The 20,792-nt window shown below is 60.9% G+C and carries 20 protein-coding genes and 1 pseudogene; 16 read left to right on the forward strand and 5 right to left on the reverse strand.

The features are described 5' to 3' along the window. The first annotated feature begins 97 nt into the window (after nt 1–97). The 5 genes and pseudogenes from ACPPVR_RS16955 (at nt 98) to ACPPVR_RS16975 (ending at nt 4,402) form a co-directional block, all read left to right on the forward strand. Nucleotides 98–1,303, forward strand: a complete 1,206-nt coding sequence (locus ACPPVR_RS16955) for an MFS transporter (protein ID WP_426615328.1) — start codon at nt 98–100, stop codon at nt 1,301–1,303. A 183-nt stretch (nt 1,304–1,486) separates the two neighbouring features. Then, entirely contained in the window at nt 1,487–2,716 is a 1,230-nt protein-coding gene (locus tag ACPPVR_RS16960; RefSeq protein WP_426615329.1) for a CaiB/BaiF CoA transferase family protein, read from the forward strand. Further along, nucleotides 2,716–3,590: pseudogene (locus tag ACPPVR_RS16965) on the forward strand (3-keto-5-aminohexanoate cleavage protein). Before ACPPVR_RS16960 ends, ACPPVR_RS16965 begins: the two are co-directional and overlap by 1 nt. Nucleotides 3,591–3,694: 104 nt before the next feature. Continuing rightward, nucleotides 3,695–3,910 (forward strand): hypothetical protein, encoded by a 216-nt coding sequence (locus ACPPVR_RS16970; RefSeq protein WP_426615330.1) that lies wholly within the window; start codon nt 3,695–3,697, stop codon nt 3,908–3,910. A 99-nt stretch (nt 3,911–4,009) separates the two neighbouring features. Next, a complete protein-coding gene (locus ACPPVR_RS16975) occupies nt 4,010–4,402 on the forward strand; it encodes a RidA family protein (RefSeq protein ID WP_426615331.1) in 393 nt (130 codons plus the stop codon). Between the two features lie 4 nt (nt 4,403–4,406). On the opposite strand, the gene ACPPVR_RS16980 is transcribed toward ACPPVR_RS16975, so the two are convergent. Further along, nucleotides 4,407–5,078 (reverse strand): TetR/AcrR family transcriptional regulator, encoded by a 672-nt coding sequence (locus tag ACPPVR_RS16980; protein ID WP_426615332.1) that lies wholly within the window; start codon nt 5,076–5,078, stop codon nt 4,407–4,409. A gap of 220 nt (nt 5,079–5,298) precedes the next feature. Here ACPPVR_RS16980 and ACPPVR_RS16985 point away from each other — a divergent pair, with 220 nt between their 5' ends. The 5 genes from ACPPVR_RS16985 (at nt 5,299) to ACPPVR_RS17005 (ending at nt 10,320) form a co-directional block, all read left to right on the forward strand. Beyond that, the gene (locus ACPPVR_RS16985; protein ID WP_426615333.1) at nt 5,299–6,534 is read left to right on the forward strand and encodes an acyl-CoA dehydrogenase family protein; all 1,236 of its coding nucleotides are present in this window, start codon (nt 5,299–5,301) and stop codon (nt 6,532–6,534) included. A gap of 148 nt (nt 6,535–6,682) precedes the next feature. Continuing rightward, complete coding sequence (locus tag ACPPVR_RS16990; protein WP_426615334.1) at nt 6,683–7,741, forward strand: phosphotransferase family protein; 1,059 nt, start codon at nt 6,683–6,685, stop codon at nt 7,739–7,741. Between the two features lie 64 nt (nt 7,742–7,805). Next, nucleotides 7,806–8,093, forward strand: a complete 288-nt coding sequence (locus ACPPVR_RS16995; RefSeq protein ID WP_426615335.1) for a tetratricopeptide repeat protein — start codon at nt 7,806–7,808, stop codon at nt 8,091–8,093. Nucleotides 8,094–8,529: 436 nt separating this feature from the next. After that, nucleotides 8,530–9,774 (forward strand): tyrosine-type recombinase/integrase, encoded by a 1,245-nt coding sequence (locus ACPPVR_RS17000; RefSeq protein ID WP_426615336.1) that lies wholly within the window; start codon nt 8,530–8,532, stop codon nt 9,772–9,774. A 174-nt stretch (nt 9,775–9,948) separates the two neighbouring features. Beyond that, nucleotides 9,949–10,320: a hypothetical protein gene (locus ACPPVR_RS17005; RefSeq protein WP_426615337.1), complete on the forward strand. Its 372-nt coding sequence runs from the start codon at nt 9,949–9,951 to the stop codon at nt 10,318–10,320. Here the strand turns inward: ACPPVR_RS17005 and ACPPVR_RS17010 are convergent. Beyond that, complete coding sequence (locus tag ACPPVR_RS17010) at nt 10,317–11,273, reverse strand: IS481 family transposase (RefSeq protein WP_426612209.1); 957 nt, start codon at nt 11,271–11,273, stop codon at nt 10,317–10,319. The genes ACPPVR_RS17005 and ACPPVR_RS17010 overlap by 4 nt on opposite strands. 493 nt (nt 11,274–11,766) lie before the next feature. On the opposite strand from ACPPVR_RS17010, the gene ACPPVR_RS17015 reads away from it, so the two are divergent. Then, nucleotides 11,767–12,462 carry an alpha/beta fold hydrolase gene (locus ACPPVR_RS17015; protein WP_426615338.1) on the forward strand — a complete coding sequence of 232 codons (696 nt, stop codon included), beginning with the start codon at nt 11,767–11,769 and terminating at the stop codon, nt 12,460–12,462. Nucleotides 12,463–12,711: 249 nt separating this feature from the next. Then, on the forward strand, nt 12,712–13,116 hold the full coding sequence (locus ACPPVR_RS17020; protein WP_426615339.1) for a hypothetical protein: 405 nt from the start codon (nt 12,712–12,714) through the stop codon (nt 13,114–13,116). 40 nt (nt 13,117–13,156) lie between these two features. Here ACPPVR_RS17020 and ACPPVR_RS17025 read toward each other — a convergent pair whose 3' ends face one another. Both ACPPVR_RS17025 and ACPPVR_RS17030 read right to left on the reverse strand, forming a co-directional pair. Continuing rightward, entirely contained in the window at nt 13,157–13,639 is a 483-nt protein-coding gene (locus tag ACPPVR_RS17025; RefSeq protein WP_426615340.1) for a phage terminase small subunit P27 family, read from the reverse strand. A 160-nt stretch (nt 13,640–13,799) separates the two neighbouring features. Next, a complete protein-coding gene (locus tag ACPPVR_RS17030) occupies nt 13,800–15,413 on the reverse strand; it encodes a winged helix-turn-helix domain-containing tetratricopeptide repeat protein (RefSeq protein ID WP_426615341.1) in 1,614 nt (537 codons plus the stop codon). A 303-nt stretch (nt 15,414–15,716) separates the two neighbouring features. Here ACPPVR_RS17030 and ACPPVR_RS17035 point away from each other — a divergent pair, with 303 nt between their 5' ends. The 4 genes from ACPPVR_RS17035 to ACPPVR_RS17050 all read left to right on the forward strand — a co-directional run bounded on the left by ACPPVR_RS17035 (nt 15,717) and on the right by ACPPVR_RS17050 (nt 19,898). Next, nucleotides 15,717–16,703, forward strand: coding sequence for a Bug family tripartite tricarboxylate transporter substrate binding protein (locus ACPPVR_RS17035; protein WP_426615342.1), 987 nt, complete (start codon nt 15,717–15,719; stop codon nt 16,701–16,703). A 188-nt stretch (nt 16,704–16,891) separates the two neighbouring features. Then, the gene (locus ACPPVR_RS17040) at nt 16,892–17,455 is read left to right on the forward strand and encodes a hypothetical protein (protein WP_426615343.1); all 564 of its coding nucleotides are present in this window, start codon (nt 16,892–16,894) and stop codon (nt 17,453–17,455) included. 522 nt (nt 17,456–17,977) lie between these two features. Then, nucleotides 17,978–18,442: a cupin domain-containing protein gene (locus ACPPVR_RS17045; RefSeq protein ID WP_426615344.1), complete on the forward strand. Its 465-nt coding sequence runs from the start codon at nt 17,978–17,980 to the stop codon at nt 18,440–18,442. A 475-nt stretch (nt 18,443–18,917) separates the two neighbouring features. Further along, entirely contained in the window at nt 18,918–19,898 is a 981-nt protein-coding gene (locus ACPPVR_RS17050; protein WP_426615345.1) for an ABC transporter substrate-binding protein, read from the forward strand. A 103-nt stretch (nt 19,899–20,001) separates the two neighbouring features. Here the strand turns inward: ACPPVR_RS17050 and ACPPVR_RS17055 are convergent, their stop codons facing one another. Further along, the gene (locus ACPPVR_RS17055; protein ID WP_426615346.1) at nt 20,002–20,547 is read right to left on the reverse strand and encodes a cupin domain-containing protein; all 546 of its coding nucleotides are present in this window, start codon (nt 20,545–20,547) and stop codon (nt 20,002–20,004) included. Nucleotides 20,548–20,792: the final 245 nt, after the last annotated feature.

Below are 20,792 nucleotides of genomic sequence, written 5' to 3' on the forward strand. Positions count from 1 at the left end.
TCTGCCATTCGGCGGCCGGCGTTCCCGTGCGCTGAGTCTCCGGGTAAGAGAGGTGTCACAGGCGTGATCGGCGCCTGCCGGGCAGGCGACGGGTGGAATGCGGTTCTTGAAATCTGACAGCAGGCTCATCGGGGTCCTGCTGGTGCTTGCAATCACTCAACTCATTGGATGGGGTACGATCGGTCTTCCAGCCGTGGTCGGCCGCGACCTTGCTGCCGATCTCGGCCTGAGCCTGCCGGCGGTGTTCGCGGGCAGTTCGGTGCTTTATGTCACCATGGGATTGTGCGCGCCCTGGCTCGCCAAGGCCTTTACGCGGTACGGGGCACGCAAGGTGATGATGGTGGGTACGGTCGTTGCCGTGCCGGGCTACATCGTTCTGTATTTCGCCCGCGAGCCGATGCTCTATTTCGCCGCCTGGGTCATTCTTGGCATGGGCGGCAGCGCCACGCTGTCGACCGGCGCTTATATCATGCTCAACGAGGTCGCAGGGCGGCAGGCCAAGAACGCCATCGGCGCACTCATGCTGGTGACGGGCCTCTCCAGCAGCATCTTCTGGCCGACCACCTCGTTCCTGAGCGGCCATTTCGGCTGGCGCGTTACCTGCCTGGTCTATGCCGCCATGCTGATTCTAGTCTCGCTGCCGCTCTATGCCTTCGGCGCGCCGCGCCAGAACGTGCCGAAGGAGCGCGGCGGGGTGGCAGCAAAGGCTTCCAAAGCGCCTGCGATTGCGAGGAGCACGTTCAATCTCGTCGTCTGCGCGATCACCCTCAATGCCTTCGTCAATTTCGGCCTGAGCGCCATCCTGATCGAGCTGCTGCGGGCCGAGGGCCTGGCGCCGGCGCAGGCACTTGCCTTCGGTTCCATGCTGGGCGTGATCCAGGTCAGCGCCCGCGGGCTCGACTTCCTCGGTGGCGCGCGGTGGGACGGGATCACGACCGGTCTTGTCGCAGGCACGGCGCTTCCCGTCGCCATGCTGCTGCTGATGATGAGCGAGGGGTCGACCTGGGCGGTCGCGGTCTTCATCCTGCTCTATGGCGCCGGCAGCGGCGCGATGGCGGTGGCGCGGGCCACAATCCCGCTGGTGTTCTACGACCAGGCCGAGTTTGCCAAGGCGATGTCGATGATCGCGCTGCCGCTCAATCTCGCCTCCGCCATCTCGCCGCCGCTCCTTGCCGGCCTGCTCACGCAGTACGGCAGCCGTGGTGCGCTAGGCCTTACCCTGGTGTGCTCCTGCGCGACGGTGCTGATCCTGGTCCTGCTCGGCCGGCGTCGTCCGGGGATCGCCGCGGCTGCGGTGAGCTGAGGCAATCGTCACGACGCGGAAATTCGCTGCCGCGGGCTGCCTCCGTTGCCGAGCGGGGGATGGCCGTATGCCCAGAGTGCAGTGCTCAAGGCGCCAAAATGGTGTATCCGCAGGGAGCGCGGCTTGGCTGAGGCCGCCGCGCCAAGATCCAGATTAAGTTCCAGTTCCCCGGAGGAAATCGACATGTCGGCCTTGCCGCTCTCAGGCATCAAGATCCTTGATCTCACGCGCGTGCTCGCCGGGCCCTTGTCGGCCCAGATGATGGGCGATCTCGGTGCCGAGGTGATCAAGATCGAGCGGCCGGGCACCGGTGACGACGCGCGCGCCTTCGGCCCGCCTTACCTGACCGACCCCGAGGGCAAGGCCAACAACAACAACTCGTTCTATCTCTGCGCCAACCGCAACAAGAAGTCGGTCACGGTCAACATTGCCAAGCCCGAGGGGCAGGCGATCATCCGCGAGCTCGCGAAAGACGTCGACGTCTTCATGGAGAACTACAAGGTCGGAGATCTCAAGCGCTACGGCCTCGACTACGAGACGATCAAGGCGATCAACCCCCGCATCATCTATTGCTCGGTGACCGGCTTCGGCCAGACAGGCCCGTACGCGCCGCGCGCCGGCTACGACGCCATCCTCCAGGCGATGGGCGGCCTGATGAGCGTCACCGGCCATATCGACGGCGAGCCGGGTGAGGGCCCCATGAAGGTTGGCCCGTCGATCGTCGACTACATGACCGGCATGAACACCTCGATCGGGATTCTCTCGGCACTCTATAATCGCGACGCCAATGGTGGCGTAGGACAGCACCTCGACGTCTGCCTGTTCGATACTGTGATCGCCTCGCTCAGCCACTGGCTCCAGATCTACCTCGTCAACGGCAAGACACCGCCGCGTCGCGGCACCTGGGGCAATGGCGGCATGCCGGCCGGCGTGTTCCGCTGCACCGACGGCGAACTGATGCTGGTGGTCGGCAATGACGGCCAGTTCCAGCGCACCTGTGCGGTACTCGGCGAGCCCGAGCTCGCCAGCGACAAGCGCTTCGTCAAGAACAACGACCGCGTCGTGCACGGCAAGGAGATCATGGCGATCTTCGCCGGCCTGTTCCTTAAAAAGCCGGTGGCGTACTGGCTGGACAGGCTGGAGGAGGCCGGCGTGCCCTCGGGTCCGATCAACAATTTCGAGCAGGTGTTCAACGATCCTCACGTCCAGTCGCGCGGCATGCGGGTGAAGACCGAGCACAAGTTCGAGCCCGAGCTGTCGCTGATCCGCAACGCGCTGACCTTCTCGGAGACGCCGATCGAGACGTATCGCGCCCCGCCGCTGCTGGGCGAGCACACCCAGGAAGTTCTCGGCGGCAAGCTCGGCTATGATGCCGACAAGATCGAGACGCTGAAGAAACAGGGTATCATCTAGTGACCACCGGCAAGACCATCATCACCTGCGCCATCACAGGCAATCTGACAAAGCCCGAGCAGTCGCCCTATCTGCCGATCACACCTGAGCAGATCGCGACATCCGCGCTGGAAGCGGCCGAAGCGGGCGCTGCCATCGTGCACATCCATGTGCGCGATCCCGCGACCGGCCGGCCCTCGATGTCGACCGACCTTTACCGCGAGGTGGTGGAGAAGATCCGCGCCCGCAACAAGAGCCTGATCATCAACCTCACGACCGGCCCTGGCGGGCGTTTCGTGCCCTCGGTCGAGGATCCCCGCGTGGCCGGCCCGGGCACGACGCTGCTCCCCCCGGAAAAGCGCGTCGAGCATATCGAGCTGCTCAAGCCCGACATCTGCACGCTCGACCTCAACACCATGAATTCCGGCGGCGAGGTCGTGATACGCCGCGCAACGTCCGCATCATGGCCGAGCGGATGACAGCGGCCGGCGTGCTGCCGGAAATCGAGCTGTTCGATTCCGGCGACTGCCATCTGGCCCGCGACCTGTTCGCCGACGGCACGCTGAAGGGGCCCGGCCTGTTCTCGCTCGTGCTAGGGGTGAAGTACGGCTTTTCCGCCACGCCGGAGACGATGTTCTATGCGCGCGGCCTGTTGCCGCCGGGTGCGATCTGGTCCGGCTTCGGCATCGGCCGCGCCGAGTTCCCGATGGTCGCGCAGGCCTGGTTGCTCGGCGGCCATGTCCGCGTCGGCATGGAGGACAATCTCTATTTGTCGAAGGGCGTGCTGGCAAAGACCAATGCCGAGCTGGTTGCGCATGCCGCGGGCATCCTGAAAAGCCTTGGCGCGACGATCGCAACGGCTGCCGATGCGCGCGCGATGCTCGGACTTGCGTGAGGCTTGCGCGCAATCCCCAGATAAACCCGGTCCGTAGATACACAGGCTTCCGCTTCGCCCGCGACTCAGATTCGATCCCTCCACTGGGTTCGGGAGAGAAGTGCATGTCCTATACGATCGGGTTTCAAGCCAAGAACCAGAAGGCAATTCTGGCGACGGAGGCGGCAACGGCCAATCAGGCCGTCGCGATCATTGCCGCGTTGCGGCAAAGTGCCGAAGAAATAAAGTTCATCCGCTCGCCGCAGGAAGGCGACATGGGCATCGAGATGCTGCTGCTGCTCGCCAAGGAAGAAGCCGAGGAGATGCCGCAACGGGTCTAGCCCGGCCCGCGCAACCACACTTCGATCAGAAGCGAAGCATGCCGGCTGCAAGATAATGTAGTCAGGCATCAGTCTCGCTTGAACCGAAGGTGGCCGCCGATGAAACGCGAAGCGCTCCGCGTCGAACCGATCTCGTCCTATCTCGACCGCTGGAAGGCGCCGACCTCGCCGGTGACGCGTGCCGGCAACATGATCTTCGTGGCGGGACTACCGCCATTCGACCCCGAGACGGGCGAGCTTAAGGAGATGCCGATCGAGCGGCAGAGCGAGATCATCATGGAGCAGATGAAGCTGTGCCTGGAGACGGCCGGCGCATCGCTCGACAACGTCATGAAGTGCAACGTCTACTGCACCTCGACCAAGCACTTCGCCGCGTTCAACGCGGTCTATGCGCGCCACTTCCCGATTGATCCGCCGGCGCGGATCTTCGTCTGTACGCCGGAATGGTTCGGGCCCTTCGACGTCGAGATCGACTGCATCGCGATGATGTGAGGGATCAGCGCGCGTCTCTCGCCAGCGCGCGCGCTGGCGCCTTGGCCTCGATCTTTCCCATCGTCAGCGCCATCGTCGCCACGCTGACGACGCGCGCGACGACGTCCTCGACGTCGTCGAGATCGCATTTGCCTTCCGACAATTTCGTCAGCCGCTCGCTCTCGCGGATGGTGTGGTGCGCCATGGCGAGCGCGAAGTTCAGCCCCCAGTAGATATCGACATCGCTGCGGTCGGGCAGGGCGCGGCGCATCGCGCCGACGAACTTCCGCAAATGGTCGATCTCGCGGTTCTTGATGCGGCGGATCGGCGGCACGGATTCGATCGAGGCGCGGATCATGAAGCGCGCCGCGGTGGAGCGTTGGTTCTCCGGTCCGAGACAGCCGCGCAAGGTCGGGCCGACCAATGCGCGCAGGATCACCTCGATCGGCGCGCGGCCACCGCCTTGTTCTTCCGCCATTTTCAATTCGTGCAGGCGCTCGCGGTTGGTGGCGATCGAGCGGGTGACGAACAATTCCGCGATCAACTCGTCCTTCGAACCGAAATGATAGTTCACGGCGGCCAAATTGACACTGGCCTCCGCGACGATGTCGCGCAGCGTCACATCGCCGAAACCGCGATCGGCATAGAGCCGTTCGGCGGCGGCGAGTATGGATGTCCGGGTCTGATCGCTGGCCATGGGACCCCTCGGGGAGGGAGTTGCAATTCAAACAGTTGTATGAAACTATCGTTTGAAGGCCGGGAAAAGTCAATCCGCATGATGGAATTGCGCCGCACCCCGTGGCGAAGGTTCCATAGCTCGCATCCGCAAGGTGTTCGAATGGCGCTTGCGGGCCGTGCGCGGCGGGAGGACAGTCCGGCGCAAAAGCATTTGTGAGAAGAGAAACGAGGAGCGTCCCATGGATTTCGATCTGTCCCCCAAGCAGAAGGAATGGCTCGACCGCGTGCAGTCCTTCATGACCAAGCACGTGCGTCCGGCGGTGCCGATCTACAACGAGCAGGATCACAGCGGCGAGCGCTGGAAGGTGATCCCCGTTCTGGAGGACCTCAAGAAGAAGGCGAAGGCGGAAGGTCTCTGGAACATGTTCATGCCGCCGAACGAGCATGAAGACGACGAATTCCGCGGCGCGGGATTGAGCAATCTGGAATACGCACTGCTGTCGGAGCAGATGGGCCACATCTCCTGGGCTTCGGAAGTGTTCAACTGTTCCGCGCCCGACACCGGCAACATGGAAGTGTTCATGCGCTACGGGTCCAAGGAGCAGAAGCGCAAGTGGCTGCGCCCGCTGATGGACGGCGAGATTCGCTCCGCCTTCCTGATGACGGAACCAGCGGTTGCCTCGTCGGACGCGACCAACATCGAGACCAGCATCGCGCGCGACGGCGATCACTACGTCATCAACGGCCGCAAATGGTGGTCGTCCGGCGTCGGCGATCCCCGCTGCAAGATCGCGATCCTGATGGGCAAGACCGATTTCAAGGCCGCCAAGCATCAGCAGCAATCGCAGATCCTGGTTCCGCTCGACACCCCCGGCATCAAGGTTGAGAAGATGCTCCCCGTATTCGGCTTCGACGACGCACCGCATGGCCACGCCCAGGTGCTGCTCGAGAACGTGCGGGTGCCGAAGGAGAACATCCTGTTAGGGGAGGGCCGCGGCTTCGAGATCGCGCAGGGCCGTCTTGGTCCGGGCCGCATCCATCACTGCATGCGCACCATCGGCAAGGCCGAGGAAGCGCTGGAGAAGATGGTGAAGCGGCTGATGTCGCGCACTGCCTTCGGCAAGAAGATCGTCGAGCATTCAGTGTGGGAGCAGCGCATCGGCGAAGCCCGCACCAACATCGAGATGACGCGGCTGCTGTGCCTCAAGGCCGCAGACATGATGGACAAGGTCGGCAACAAGACGGCGCAGGCCGAGATCGCCATGATCAAGGTCGCAGCGCCCAACATGGCGCTGAAGATCATCGATGAGGCGATCCAGGCCTTTGGCGGCGCCGGCGTTTCCGATGAGGCAGGTCTTGCCAAGGACTATGCAGGCATCCGCACGCTGCGGCTCGCCGACGGTCCGGACGAGGTGCACAATCGCGCCATTGCCAGGCTTGAAGTTCGGAAGTATGCCAATTCTCCCAGTCATTAAGAGGGAGAGCCTGTCGGCGCTCCCGATCTGAAGAAACGACAGAGCATGATCCGCATTCGGAATGACCGCTTGACGCAAGTGCGCCAGCGGTTACCGATTAGGATCATGCCTGACCTGAAATGGTCAGGACTGAAGAGGGAGCGTCATCGTGGCTGACGGCGTCAGGAAAGACGAAGAGTTCTCGGGCACCAAGCCGGTCGAGGAGCGTCATCGCATCGACGAGATGCGGCTCGAAGCCTGGCTGCGCGATAACGTCGAAGGCTATGAGGGCCCGCTGGTCGTCCTCCAGTTCAAGGGCGGCCAGTCCAATCCGACCTACCGGCTCAACACGCCGAAACGATCCTATGTGATGCGCAGAAAACCGTTCGGCAAATTGCTGCCGTCGGCGCATGCGGTCGATCGCGAATACCGCGTGATCGCGGCGCTGGGAAAGCAGGGCTTTCCGGTCGCGCACGCCTATGCGCTGTGCCAGGACGACAGCGTCATCGGTTCCGCCTTCTACATCATGTCGATGGAAGAGGGCCGCGTGTTCTGGGATCCGTCGCTGCCGAGCCAGACGCCGGAAGACCGCCGAAAGATATTCACCAGCAAGATCGAGACGCTGGCACAACTCCACATGTTCGATCCCGTCGCGATCGGCCTTGGCGACTTCGGCAAGCCCGGCAATTATTTCGCGCGGCAGATCGACCGCTGGACCAAGCAGTATCGCGCGTCCGAGACCCAGACCATTCCGGAATTCGAGAAAGTCGCCGAATGGTTGCCGAAGACCGTGCCGGAGCAGGCGCGCGTCTCGATCGTCCACGGCGACTATCGCCTCGACAACATGATTTTCCACGCGACGGAACCGCGCGTGCAGGCCGTGCTGGATTGGGAGCTGTCGACGCTCGGCGATCCCATGGCCGACTTCACCTATCTGTTGATGCAATGGGTGATGCCGGGATTGCAGGGTGTCGATCTCAAGGCTCTGAACATCCCGAGCGTCGAAGAAGCCGCGCAGATCTACTGCAACGTCACCAAGATGAGCGTGCCGGATCTCAACTGGTACTTCTCCTACAATCTGTTCCGCCTCGCAGGCATCACGCAGGGAATCGCCGGGCGCATCCGCGACGGCACCGCCGCCAACGCCAAGGCGCTCGAATCCGCCAAGCGCACCGTGCCGCTGTCGAAGGCCTCATGGGACTATGCGCAGAAGGCGGGAGCGGTTTAGGGATTACGAAGGCGCGCCCGGTGGGCGCGCCTTTGCCATTAAAGTCTCCGACCCGGGAACACATTTGGCACGCACAGCTCTCGACTTATTGGAGCTCGAACAGCGCGCGCTCGGTGCCATGAACGCTGGGCACATGAAGGAAGCCGCAGCTCTTTATATCGAGATCATAGCGCAGGATTCGGGCTGGGAGCACGGAACCGCGCAATACTGTCTGGCGGGTTGTTACGAAGATTTGGGCGAACTCATTCTTGCCGAGGAGTGCTACCGTAAGGCATTGAGCTACGAACCGGAGAATCCGACCTTCGTGGACGGTCTTGCCTCGTTTCTGCATCTCCACGGTAGCAGGTCGTAGTCACTTCGTAGCCCGGATGAGCGAAGCGATATGCGGGGCAAGTGGTCCCGCATGTCGCTTTGCTCATGCGGGCTACGCGATGTTTCCGCATACTCCGTCATTGCGAGCGTAGCGACGCAATCCAGAATCTTTCCGCGGTGGCAGTCTGGATTGCTTCGTCGCAAGCGCTCCTCGCAATGACGAGGATGGAGCTCGGAATCCTCGCTAGCAGTTCGCGCAAGGTCCGTAGGGCGGATTAGCGAAGCTAAATAAATTCCTGTCTTGCAATGAGAACACGCGAGACAGCTTGAAACAGGATGCAACAAGTAAGTGCCTGCGGCAGTGGGCTAACTTGCATTTTCTGCCCTTTTTCTGCCGTCTCTCGGCGTCTCATTGCGAAGCAAGGTATTTCGCAATTTTGTTAGCACAGCTAACAGCACCCGAGAGACGGCACCCCATGAGAACGAAGCTAACCGACGCGGCCATCCGGTCCTATCAGCCGCGCGCCAGCGCCTACACGGTCGGTGATGCCACCTGTCCCGGCCTCTGCGTCAGGATCACGCCAAAAGGCGTCAAGACCTTCGCCTTCGCCTACCGCAACAGGGCTGCCGGCAAGGTCGAATGGCTCACCTTCGGCCGTTACTCCGACCTGGCTTTGACGCGGGCGCGCGAGCTTGCCAACGACGCGCGCAAGGTCGTTGCCAACGGCGGCTCGCCGCAGGCGGCCAGGGCCGAGCGGCTCGACGTCGAAAAAAAAGCCAAGACCTACGCTGAGGTCGTTGCGCTCTATCACGACGCCAAGCTGGTCCTGCTCCGCTCCACAAAGCAGACGCACAACACGCTGATCCGGATCGGGCGCGTCTACGGCTGGAACGACCGGGCGCTGTCCTCGATCACCGACGACGACGCCGCCGCCATGCTGCACGACATCGCCGTCGACCGGGGCAAGAAGGCAGCGGCGAACCAGACCAAGCACATCCTCCACACGCTGTTCAAATGGGCCAAGCAGCCCGGCCGCAAGTTCACGGCGGTCAACCCGTTTGCCGACCTTCCGGCACCAGGCGGTGTCAGGCCCCCGCGCGCCCGCTTCCTGCACAATGACGAAATCCGGCTAGTCTGGAACGCCCTCGACGCGCCGGAACAGTTTAAGGTGTCGCGCGATGCCGCAACCGCGCTGCGGCTGATCCTCGTGACGGCGGCGCGGCCCGGAATGGTGGCCGGCATGTTCGGTGGCGAACTTCACGACTTGAGCGGGCCGAGCGAGCACGGACCGCACTGGTCGCTGTCCGCCGAGCGCATGAAGGCCGGGAGCCCATTCATCACGCCGCTCACCGGCCCGGCGCTCGAACTTCTGCGGCCACACCTCAAGAGCGATCCGGACGCCCGACTGTTCAAGCAGCTTGGCGGACGCAACCAGTTGCACGAGGCGGCCCAGCGCATCGCTGACGGGCTCAGGATGCAGCGATGGACGCCGCACGACCTTCGCAGGACCGCCGCGACGATCCTCGATCGGTCGGGCTACTCGCTGGAACAGATCGGCGCTCTGCTCGCGCACACGCGCAAGGGCGTGACGGCGGTCTATGCCCGGTGGGACAAGTTCGACCTGCGGCGCGAGATGGCGATGGTGATCGAGCGGTCGCTGCGCGAGACGCTGGCCGAGACGCCGGAGAACAAGCCGGAGGCCGCACTGCTCGTCGCCTGATCCGGCGTCCAGTACAGGTGAAACAACATGAACAGGGGCGGCAGCGAGCGGCCCCTTTTATGTGGGCCGAGGTAGCGGGCAGCCCGAAATAACGCACCAGCGACTCGCGCTGTAAGCCTGCGTGGCCTTCCAGAACGGGTTGACCGCTCGCCGCAACGCGGCCACCGTCCACCCATGCGCAGCATGGTCACGGTGGCGCCTCAACTCTCCGGTTATGGCGCGGTGCTGCACGTCTACGTGTCGGTGCCGTTGATCGAGCCCTTGCTCGACGGGAGGAAGTACATGCTGCCGGAAGATGTGCCGCCGCCGCCGAGCCGCGATCTGCGACGGATGCGGCTGGAAAAGGCGCCGCGGGCGCCGAGCCTGCGCGTCATGGTGCGTTATGCGCTAAAGTGCCAATCGGCCGAGGATCTCGGCAAGAAACTGCGCCAGCGTTACGAGCGGCAGGAGCGCCGATCCGGCGGCAGCACCGCCCAGACGCGCCAGGCGGCGGCCGAGGTCGAGGTCGAGCGGCTGCTCGATCCGGTCTCCAGGCCGACGATCTAGGTGTGGAGCCTCAAGAGGTTGTCCCCGGTCAAACCGAGCCTGCTGATCGGCGTTTGAGATTTTATACCACCGTGGGGTCGGTGCCAGTTGTATTGGTGCAGCCAGATCGGCAGCTGTTGGGCGCGCCGATCTGATGTTGGATACGCTTTGGCGTAAGCCCATTCCCGAAGTGCGGTCTGGATGAAGCGCTCGGCCTTGCCGTTTGTTCTCGGCGTGTAAGGCTTGGTGCGGATGTGCTTGATGCCCAGGTCCCCGCAAGCATCGCGGAAGGCGAAGGACTGATAGCAACTGCCATTGTCGGTCATGACGCGCGTAACGGTGACGCCGAGGCTTTTGTAATAGGCCACAGCTGCCTTGAGAAAGGGAACAGCGCTGTCCGCCGTCTCGTCAGGCTTGATCTCGGAGAAGGCGACGCGGGAATGGTCGTCAATGCAGACGTGGACGAAATCCCAGCCGGCGCCGCGGCTCTTGTTCGGACCACTCGGATCGCCGGTGATGCGGTGGCCGACACGCTGGAAACGCCCGAGCTTTTTGATGTCGATGTGAATGATCTCGCCCGGGGTCTCGCGCTCGTAGCGGCGTTCCGGCTCGGCCGGCTGCAGATCCCGTATCCGGTTCAAGCCCAAACGGCGCAGGACACGGCTGACGGTGGCCGGCGACACCTCGACCTCGGCTGCGATCTGCTTCCCGGTGTGGCGCTGCCGGCGCAAGGCCTCGATGACCGTGCACGTGGCTGGCGGGGTTTGGCTCGGCGATGAATGGGGTCTGGAGGAGCGATCACGCAACCCTTCCACACCTTCTGCGCGGAAGCGCTTGACCCACTTGGCGACGGTCTTCGGTGTCGTGTTGAACAGGTCAGCTGCGTCGGCCTGGCTCAGCCCGCCCTCCACCACGCTTCGAACCATCGCCTCTCGACCTTTGGGTGTCAAAGGCGCATTCTTGTGGACGTTCATCTGGTCTCTCCTTGGAACACTGAAGCTTCGCAACCTCAGCTTCCTCGGTTCAGACCAGATGGACAACCTCCTGAAAGACCACATCTAGGGCGTGCAACGCCCAGTATAAACGGCATGAGGGGATGGGAACGAAGACCTCACCTTTTTCTCACGCGCTGGAGCGTTTCCTCGACGACATGCTGACGACGATCGGCGACACAGGCAAGCTGCGCGCTTGCGCGGCTATCGTCGCTTAGCATGACCGCGCGGTGGCGGCGGCGAAAAAGCAGATCGCCGCGCGCGAGCGCAAGTCCGTGGCCGCGATGCCAACCCTGCGCGCGGTGGGCGAGTAAAAGCAGCTGCATGTCCGTCGCGCATGTCGGCCTTCATTGCGGAAGTAGGTCCAGAGCTATTTTGAAAGGGACTTATCCTTGCCCGTGCTATTTCGGAAGACGCGCCTTACCTCCTTGTTCATCCTGTCGCACTTCAATTGTGATCAGGAGGGCAAGTCCCCATGAACGCCAAACCAACGATCGTTTTCTGCCACGGCATTTGGGCTGACGGCTCGTGCTTCAGTAAAGTGATCCCTGCATTGCAGGCCGATGGGCATGAGGTGATTGCCGTTCAATACGGCTTGGACTCTTACGAAGAGGATCTGGCTACGGTTAAGCGCACACTCAATCGTGTCGGCAGCCCCGTCCTCCTGGTCGGTCATTCTTACGGAGGGGCCACCATTACAGGCGCTGGCACGGATGAGCGCGTGGTTGGGCTAGTATACATTGCAGCGGTGGCTCCGGATGCCGGCGAAACCGTACAGCACCAGCTCGACAAGTATCCGTCGGACATTTTCTCTCGCGTCGAGGTGGCGGATGGGCGTGCTTGGATGCTTCCGAGCGGCACCGAGTTCTTCGCAGGTGATCTTTCCGAGGCAGACCAGAAGCTGGTTTGGGCAACCCATTACGCGCCCGTCTACGATCTGTTCCAGCAACAAAAGCTCAGCGCGGACAAAATCGCGTGGAGATCGAAACCAAGCTGGTACATCCTGGCCACGAAAGACCACACTGTGCATCCCGATCTGCAACGCTGGGTCTCGAAGCGCATGGGAGCGACAGTTACCGAGGTCGCGAGCAGCCACGTGCCAATGCTGTCCCAGCCCGGTGTGGTTATCGACGTGATACGCAAGGCCGCGGCCGCAGTTCAAAAAGGCTGATCGCTGTCACCACGCTGAGCACGAAAGAGAGGTCGCTCGCAAGCGACCTCTGTTGTTCAGTGTATGGCGTGCGACGACCGCTTTTGGCCCATCGCGTTCGTTGGCGAATGTCCGCTTTTGTGCCGGTTGTGGATGTTGAACGGACGTTCGCCCGACATGGCCGAACGGTCGCATTTCATCTGTGCACCTCCGAAGCTGAGCATACTATGCCGCCCGTGCGGAGTCTTCCCCCGCACCTGGCAATGTCGCGTGGATACCGCCCGCCCGCCATCCGATGATGACGGAGCCTGGCAACTGGTTGCTGCTGGGGGCCTGGATGGCCGCTCATTTCGGATACGCGGGACCTATCAACCCGGCGAGCGTTATGCCCAATTGGACGTTTGCATTCTCAACTCTGCATCATTTGTGGCGGTGCGTACCACGTCCGAGACGCCGCCGGGGAGCGATTGGCAGCTTCTGTGCGGACAAGGCAAGCGCGGACAGCCGGGCCCCCAAGGTGATCGCGGCGAGCGAGGTGCGTCTGGCCCCAGCATCAAGGGCTGGAAGATGGACCCCGAAAGCTACGTCTTGACGCCGATCATGGATGACAACGTCGAAGGGCCTGTGGTCAACCTCCGTCCCTTCTTCGAGCAATACGACCAAGAGCGCAGCTGAGCGGCCGAAACCCCGGACCCTTGATCGATCACTGAGACTGTCAGCCCAGCAGATCATTAAACTTTGAGGGCGGTGGCAGCGGGCCGATGCCACCAAGCCTTAGGCGGCCAGACGGCGTTAGGCCAAATTGGGTGCCGATGCGCCGCATGTCGGCCATAGCCATCGAAGCGATGCGCAGCAATGGATTCGTAACCTGACTGCCCGCGCTACCCTCAATCGTCAGGGCATGACCACGTGGGTCCTGTTTTGCCATTTGTTCGAGGGCCTCCTCGGCCTGCCGCAGTTGAGCCGCAGCGTTGCAGTAAACTGCGAGCGCGCTGACATCGAGGATGGTCAATAAATTCAGCCGATAAAGTTCCGGCGCGATGTGTTGCCATTCCTCTCTCGCATAGGCGTTCAGGTGGTCGGGCGGAGGAGGACATTCGTCAGCGCGTGCAGGCTCGGGCGGTGAGCGCGCCGGGCGCTTGCCGGGGTTGCCACGAAGCACATGTAGTTGCGGATGGTCAGGCGGCGGACCTGGCATGGAAGCCTCCCTTCGGCCTCAGAAGGAGGACTGTACCACGATTTCATTCAGTTCAGTCGAAGTCCGCTTCTGAGACAAATACGGTCGTCGGATGCTCACTGCGAGCACGTCGCGTTTGACCCGGAACGGACATCAAGTCGCACGGGCAGCCTCCCGCTGCTCACCCCTCCGGCACCCCGGCAATTCGCATGCCCTCACAGGCCCGCTCGCGCCCGGCGAGGTAAGCCGGATGGTCGCTCGCTACGCGGGCTCGGTAGCGGCGGAGGGTGAAGGTCGGATTAAGCACAACGGCCGCCTGCGCGGCGGCACGCGCCTCGCGCAGTGAGCCGAGCAGCGCCAGGGCGGCGGCGAGATAGTAATGCGGGACGGGATGATTTCGGTTGGCCTCGATGCTCCGGCGCATCCAGGCAGCCGCTTCCAAGTCAGCGCCGAGAAACAGCTTGGCGAGACCGGCAAACATGAACCACCGATAGGCGTTGTTATCGCGAGGAGAGAGGCGAAGCGCTTCGTAAATATGGGCCTCGGTCTCTTCGCTGCGACCGAGAAAAAACTTGGCAAGACCGATGAAGGCATGAGCGTCGGCCAAATTGTGATCCAGCGCCAACGCCCGTTCACATTCAGCGATGCCTTGGACCGCGCGGTTGGTCATTGACCGGACCAGGCCCAAGACGCTATGGGCCCGAGCGTGGTTTGGCGCAAGGGAAAGAGCCTTGATCAAGATTGCCTCGGCCGCCACGAAGTGCGCGGTCCAGTCGTCGCCCATTAAGTTGGCGCCAAACGCCGCCTTGACCCGCGCCGAACCGACAAGCGCCTCAATATTCCCGGGATCAAGTGCCAAGGCCTGGTCGAAAAAGGACTCCGCTTGCGTCATGTATTCCGCTGTCGTCCCATTGTTCTCGCAAGCCCAGCCCTGGAAATACAGATCCATCGCGTCGGGATGGGATAAATGCCCCGCTCGCCGTGCCTCAACCTGAATGAGCTGAGCATTTAGCGTGTTTGCCAGCCGCGATACGATTTCGTCTTGTGTATCGAACAGATCGGCGACCGGTTTCTCGAAGCGTTCGGCCCAAAGGTGATTGCCTGTTTCGGAATCGATTAGCTGAACATTCACACGAAGCCGGTTGCCGCCTCGCTGCACTGAGCCTTCGAGCACATAGCGGACGCACAACTCGTGCCCGACTTGCTTCACATTGACGGCTTTGCCCTTGAAGGTGAACGCGGTGTTCCGTGCGATTACGAAGGATCCGCTGATGCGCGAAAGGTCGGTGGTCAGGCTCTCGGTCACGCCATCGACGAAATAGTCTTGTTCGGGATCGCCTCCGATGTTCGCGAATGGCAGCACGACAATGGAAAGACGCGGCGTTGCGCGCGAAATTGACATCGTACCGCCGTTGGGAGCACGGGTGATATTTTGAAAGCTCTCGTCAGTAAAATCGGCAGTGAGAGCCGCGGCCGCGGGCGTCTGGGCTTCCCGCACCAATCCAACAAAACGCCACCCCTTTCGCGGCAGTGTTTTTATCAATCGCTGTTCCTCACCGGAATCGCCGATCGCGCTGCGGGCGACCCGCAGGCGGGTTGTGAGTGCCGCGTCGGTCACCGCGCGCCCGTTCCAGATGGCGTTGGTGAGCTCCTCTTTGCTGACGACGCGCTCCCTGTTGCGGATCAGGTAAAGCAGCAGATCGAATACCTGTGGCGCGAGAGGGATAACGCCATCTCCGAGATGCAGCTCGCGCCGGTCGGTGTCGAAGGCGTACTCCTCGAAGAGATAGCGCAAGCCCTCAATCCTTTGAGTGTCCCAATTGCCGGGATCGCTCCAGCGCAGCCTGGAATGCAAAGAGTATGCGGTTGGTCAGGAAAATGTAAGCCGAATGTCAAGCGCGCCCAGCGACGCTTTGGTACCATCCTTTGGGTAGCGACAAATTGCTTGAGAGGTAATCCATAAGCACTGCCAACGGCTTGCCTCACTGCGCAGCAATGCCGCGCGACTCGATATTGAACGTAAGGCTGGCCGGTAAAGACCGGCAGTACCGCGCCCGCGATACGCATCCTCGAATGGGAAGTACGATGGGAGGTCGTCATGGCATTGAAAATCACACGCCGCGGCTTCATCGGGACCGGCGCTGCCACAATCGCCTTTTTTCGTCCGGATAGCGGGTGGACCCAGACGTGGCCATCCAGGCCGATCAAAATCGTTTGCGCCTATCCTGCCGGCGGATTGGTGGACTCCTGCGCGCGCATCTACGGCGAATATCTCTCCCAGAAACTAGGCCAGCCGGTCATTGTTGAGAACAAGGCGGGCGCCAGCGGTTCGATCGGCGCAGCAGCCGTGAAGCAGGCGCCGCCGGATGGTTACACGCTACTTTTCGCCACCACAGCGGCTCTCGCGCAAAATCGCGTGCTCTTCAAGAGTTTGCCGTACGACCCCGACAGGGATTTCGTGCTGATTTCCAGCATGTCTGCAGGACATCTGCCGTTCGTCGTTGGCAAGGCGACCAACGTCACGAACTTGAAGGAGTTCGTCGAATACGCTCGCAATAACCAGACGAATGTGGGGACTTGGGGCCCAGGCTCCTACGCGCATATCGTCGTTGCGGAACTCAACAAGCGCTACGAGCTGCAGATGAAAGCCGTGCACTACCGCGGTGAATCGCCGATGTGGCAGGACTTTGCCGCTGGCGTGCTTCAGGCGGCGATGGGGAGCTACGCCAATGCCATCAACGCGCTGGAGTTCGGAGCCGGAAAAGCCATCGCCGTGCAAACGACCGTGCGGAACAGAAAGCTTCCCGACGTTCCAACGTTTATCGAACAGGGTCTCGACTCCAAGGTCTTTGCTCTTGCCGGTTACCTGTTTTTCGCTGGCCCCATCGACATGCCGCGCGAAATCGTTGAACGCCTTTCGGGCCTGATGGTAGAGGCAGGCAAGACTGAGAGGATACAGAAGCTGCTCGACAAGTATGGCATCGACGAGTCCGCCGTGGGGCACGTCGCGTTCAGGAAGCTGTACGACGACGAAACGCCCATTTGGGTGGATGCCGCCAGAGCATTGGGGCTCGCACCTGAATAGCGTGGGCAAGGAAGGTTGCTGTGGAGCGAACTATTGGCTGGGAAGTCGGCTGCGCCATAACTTGTCGTTCGAGGGGATGGCGTCATGGCGGCATTCTCTTGATCGCGATGCTTTGCATCACGTGCATCGTCCTGTCTGCGAGCTCAGCCAGTGCACAATGCACGGCGCAGGACGCGATACGGAACCACTTGACGTTCAACAAAACTCCCTCAGCCAATATTCCGCCAATCCCGATCAGATCGGCCGCCGCTGTTCCAGTGTGGAAGACGATTACAGTAGGAAATTTCGCAAATTCGTTTGCCCTCATTAATGCGTTGGATGCAGCAGGTTGCAGCATCGGAGACTCGGCTGGAGAAATTCTCGCTCGGCCGGCCTTCACGCTCAGCGCCAAGAAAATAGACGTGCAGCTTTTTTTGGTGTCCGCGGCCGAACTCGGCTTTCAGGATGATACGGCATCGCTGGCGGACATTTATGCGCGCGCCCAACAGCTGGGTTTCGGGCTTGCGACAGCAGAGGTCGCCCCGCAACTGAGGCTTCAATATTTTGAGCAGCCGATCGGCGAATTTCTCATCATCGGAATGGAGCCGATCAAGACTTGGAAGGGAGAGCCCGTCATTTTAAATGTGGCCAATGGCGGAGCGGGGCTGATCATCATCGGCCAGGATGGTAGCGCCCACGCACAAATATCTGTGGCGTGCCGTTTTCTGTTCGTGCGACCCACGGAAGCCGTTTTCGTCCATGGGCTGCGATGAGCCCCGCAGCGCTCGTCGATCGTCCAATTTCCAGGGTTGAACGCGTCGAAGATACTGCGCAGCCCCAATCGAGTGACGTCGGCTAATGGCCGATATTGTTGCAAAAGTCTTTTTGGGGTGGTGAACGAAAATTCTTAGGGCCGCTGACGCGTCTTACGCGCGACGATGTGAGGGACCGTATGGCTTCATCCAAAGTCGACCCCGAACCTTCGTAGTGGCGTTCAAAGGCAATGCAGCTGCGGAGAGGTCTAGAAATCGACTTCGGCGAGATTTCTAGGGTTGTTCAATTTTCGACTTTTGCAACACAATCGGCCCATCTCGGAACTCCGCGCCGCTCCGACCAATGTCTGCTTCTGAGGGATAAGCTGACGATCCGCGAACTGGTCGCCACCTCGCGTTTTGACCCAACTGAGACATTTGGCCCATCAAAGAGCTATGCTCACATTCCCCGAAAAAGGCGGGCGATCTTTCCTTGGTCGGTATGGCTAGGTATTGGCGTCTCGCAAGTTACTGGAGGGTGAAGTGAAAGCTCAAACTGAAGCGCATGGATACGTGATGGGCGTAGCCGAGGGCGAACATCTCATTCACTACCGTAATCCTGGCAGTATCATCATCAAGGTTGATCCCATCAAAGGCTCCAAGAATTTGGCCTGCGGCACTCAGGAGGTGCCGATGGGGGCTGGCATTCCGATCCACATACACTTTGACTCGGACGAAGCGTTCTACGTTTTAGGCGGAAGCGGAACATTTATACTCAACGACGTGCGTCATCCCTTCGAGAAGGGTTCGACGATATTCATCCCGAAAAACTCGTGGCACGGGTTCGCGAACCCGGACAGTGAGCTGCTGCTCCTTTGGATCGTCACGCCCACCGGCTTGGATGCGTTCTTCCGCGAAACCTGCAATCGACCCGGCGAGCCGCGAAGGGAATTGACGCGGGAGCAAATCAACGCGATCAGTTTCAAATATGGTACAAAATACCGGTAGGCTCAACTCGAGCGTTTTCCCAAAAGAGCTAACACGCTCGGCCGTTTCTGCTCTAACGATGATCCCATTGGAGCGGCCCGGACGCCGTCCGTAAACCGGTGCCGGCCTGACCAACCTCACGGGGGAAGACTCCGCGCAGGGGCTAGCTGGATTATGCTCCAGCTTCGAAATAGAAAAAAGGTGAGCGCTTCGGTCCCAACCGCGCGTCCCCGTTTACACTCGACGACACTTCCTCTGTTGGCCCGCTGCTGAACTTCACGCGAACCATGGCCGCGTCCGCTATCCGGTGTAGACCGGACCGGCCCTGAAGAAGCGTTGAAGTCGCAGTTTGACCCAACTCGGACATGCGTCTCGCACTACCTGTTGCTCAAACGTTTTCCCCTCTTCCAAAGCTCTAGCCGGAAAGGTAAAATGGTTTGATCCGGAAGGTGCATTTGGACGGTCGAATTTTGGCGCCGTCCCGACAAGGCGACAAATGAGACGTCGTGCTCTCATTTTTGGTGGAGCTGCCACACTTGGATGTTTTGCGGCCATATGGCCGGCGCCAGCGCGGACGCAGCAACAACAAACCTGGCGCGTCGGGGTTCTGATCCCGGGCTTTTTGACCGGCCCCACCGGGGATTTGGTCGAAGTCTTCAGACAGGAGTTGCATAGCCTCGGCTACATCGAAGGCAAGAACCTCCATATCGACCGGCGGGCAGCTGAAGGAAACAACGAGCGCTTACCCGTCTTGGCAAACGAACTTGTGGCGTTAGGTCCTGATGTAATCGTTGCTGTAGCGACGCCAGCAATTGCTGCAGCGCAACGTGCGACATCATCCATTGCAATTGTCATGACCCCGGCAATCGATCCTATTGGGTCCGGCTTCGTGAAAAGCTTTTCGCATCCCGGAGGAAATATCACCGGTCTGGCAAATATGTACGGAGACAGCATCACCAAAATTTTCGACGTGCTTCAGTCCATTCTCCCAAATGCTAAAAAGATCGCCGTCTTGATGTCATCCAACCCGACACACCCAGGACAGGTTGTGGTCTCGAGAGACGCGGCCAAAGTTCTGGATCTTTCAATTGTTCCAATAATGGCTGCAACGCCCGCCGATCTGGATCGAGCGTTCCGAGATATCACGAATGAACGGTGTGACGCCGTATTCGTTCTAGCGGACTCCATTCGCCCGTCGATCGTCGCCTTTGCTGCAGCCGCTCGCATTCCTGACATCTATCAAATCAGCGAATTCGTCGAAGCTGGCGGGCTGGCAAGCTACGGTCCACGTTTGTCGGCGATGTGGAAGCGCTCGGCGCAGTACGTAGTTAGAATATTCAAAGGTGTTGCTCCTGCCGAATTGCCAGTCGAACAACCGACCAAGTTCGAGCTGGTGATTAACCTAAAGACAGCGAAGGCGCTCGGCCTCGACCTGCCACCGACGCTGCTCGCCCGAGCCGACGAGGTAATCGAATAGAGATGTTAATTTGCTGCAGTGCACGAGTCCATTTCGTGGGCCCTTCGCGGTCACTAGACTAGTTACAATCGTGCTTTAGCCACGCAGAAACTCGATCCTGCGCCTACCGAAGAGGCGGCCCCACGACTTGCATGTGGTGCTTTGCCATCAGCTTCTGGTTCGTATCAGCATCCACACCTTGCCGCTCCGCGAACATCTTTTCGAAACCACCGGGCGCCACTCCGAACAGCAATACACCGGGCTCCGTCCCGGTGTTCTGGAACGTGTGCGGAGTAATGCGAGGAATGAAGACAAAGGCCCCGGCAGGCGCGCTCACAATGCGTTCGCCTAGTTTGAAGTTAAACTGACCGCTCACAACGTAACAAAACTCAGCTTCCATTTCGTGCAGGTGCGTAGGGGGACCGCTCTTGGGTGCGATGGTTTGACGAAAGAAGCCGAGCACACCTCCAGTTCTATCAGCCGTCGCCAACAGTTCGGTGAAATCTCCCTCTCGGCCTTGCTGTCCGCTGTAGCGGGATGCTTCGCCGGGCAAGACGATGAACGCCTCATCGCCCGCGGAGACCTGGCTTGAGGTGGAGGGCAGAGCGACAACAGCGGCGAGAAGTGAGCAAAGAATTCCAAAGCGTGTCTTCAGGAATTTCGCGTGCATGGCAGCCTCCGTCTAGATATGTGACGGGTGCGGGCGAGATCAGAACGCTCGCTTCCAGCGTGCAGGTATAGGCGCACTTTCGCTTCCTCCTAACACTCAATTTCCCATTGCCAGGTCCGATTCTGGCCCTTCCGAGGCATGCCGGGCTCGCTTTGGAATGTCCGGTCTCGGGGGCAAATCTGAAGTGGCTCAGACAGCTTGCGACTTCGCCCTTTGACCCGAAGCGGTCCCCTAAAGCCGGAAAA

Source organism: Bradyrhizobium sp. McL0616 (genome assembly GCF_049993385.1).
Lineage (GTDB): Bacteria > Pseudomonadota > Alphaproteobacteria > Rhizobiales > Xanthobacteraceae > Bradyrhizobium.

Excerpts from the sequence above, each read along its gene's own strand:
- ACPPVR_RS16955 (WP_426615328.1), top strand. The coding sequence starts at position 98 with ATGCGGTTCTTGAAATCTGACAGCAGGCTCATCGGGGTCCTGCTGGTG.
- ACPPVR_RS16960 (WP_426615329.1), top strand. The coding sequence starts at position 1,487 with ATGTCGGCCTTGCCGCTCTCAGGCATCAAGATCCTTGATCTCACGCGC.
- ACPPVR_RS16970 (WP_426615330.1), top strand. The coding sequence starts at position 3,695 with ATGTCCTATACGATCGGGTTTCAAGCCAAGAACCAGAAGGCAATTCTG.
- ACPPVR_RS16975 (WP_426615331.1), top strand. The coding sequence starts at position 4,010 with ATGAAACGCGAAGCGCTCCGCGTCGAACCGATCTCGTCCTATCTCGAC.
- ACPPVR_RS16980 (WP_426615332.1), bottom strand. The coding sequence starts at position 5,078 with ATGGCCAGCGATCAGACCCGGACATCCATACTCGCCGCCGCCGAACGG.
- ACPPVR_RS16985 (WP_426615333.1), top strand. The coding sequence starts at position 5,299 with ATGGATTTCGATCTGTCCCCCAAGCAGAAGGAATGGCTCGACCGCGTG.
- ACPPVR_RS17000 (WP_426615336.1), top strand. The coding sequence starts at position 8,530 with ATGAGAACGAAGCTAACCGACGCGGCCATCCGGTCCTATCAGCCGCGC.
- ACPPVR_RS17005 (WP_426615337.1), top strand. The coding sequence starts at position 9,949 with ATGCGCAGCATGGTCACGGTGGCGCCTCAACTCTCCGGTTATGGCGCG.
- ACPPVR_RS17010 (WP_426612209.1), bottom strand. The coding sequence starts at position 11,273 with ATGAACGTCCACAAGAATGCGCCTTTGACACCCAAAGGTCGAGAGGCG.
- ACPPVR_RS17015 (WP_426615338.1), top strand. The coding sequence starts at position 11,767 with ATGAACGCCAAACCAACGATCGTTTTCTGCCACGGCATTTGGGCTGAC.
- ACPPVR_RS17025 (WP_426615340.1), bottom strand. The coding sequence starts at position 13,639 with ATGCCAGGTCCGCCGCCTGACCATCCGCAACTACATGTGCTTCGTGGC.
- ACPPVR_RS17035 (WP_426615342.1), top strand. The coding sequence starts at position 15,717 with ATGGCATTGAAAATCACACGCCGCGGCTTCATCGGGACCGGCGCTGCC.
- ACPPVR_RS17050 (WP_426615345.1), top strand. The coding sequence starts at position 18,918 with ATGAGACGTCGTGCTCTCATTTTTGGTGGAGCTGCCACACTTGGATGT.
- ACPPVR_RS17055 (WP_426615346.1), bottom strand. The coding sequence starts at position 20,547 with ATGCACGCGAAATTCCTGAAGACACGCTTTGGAATTCTTTGCTCACTT.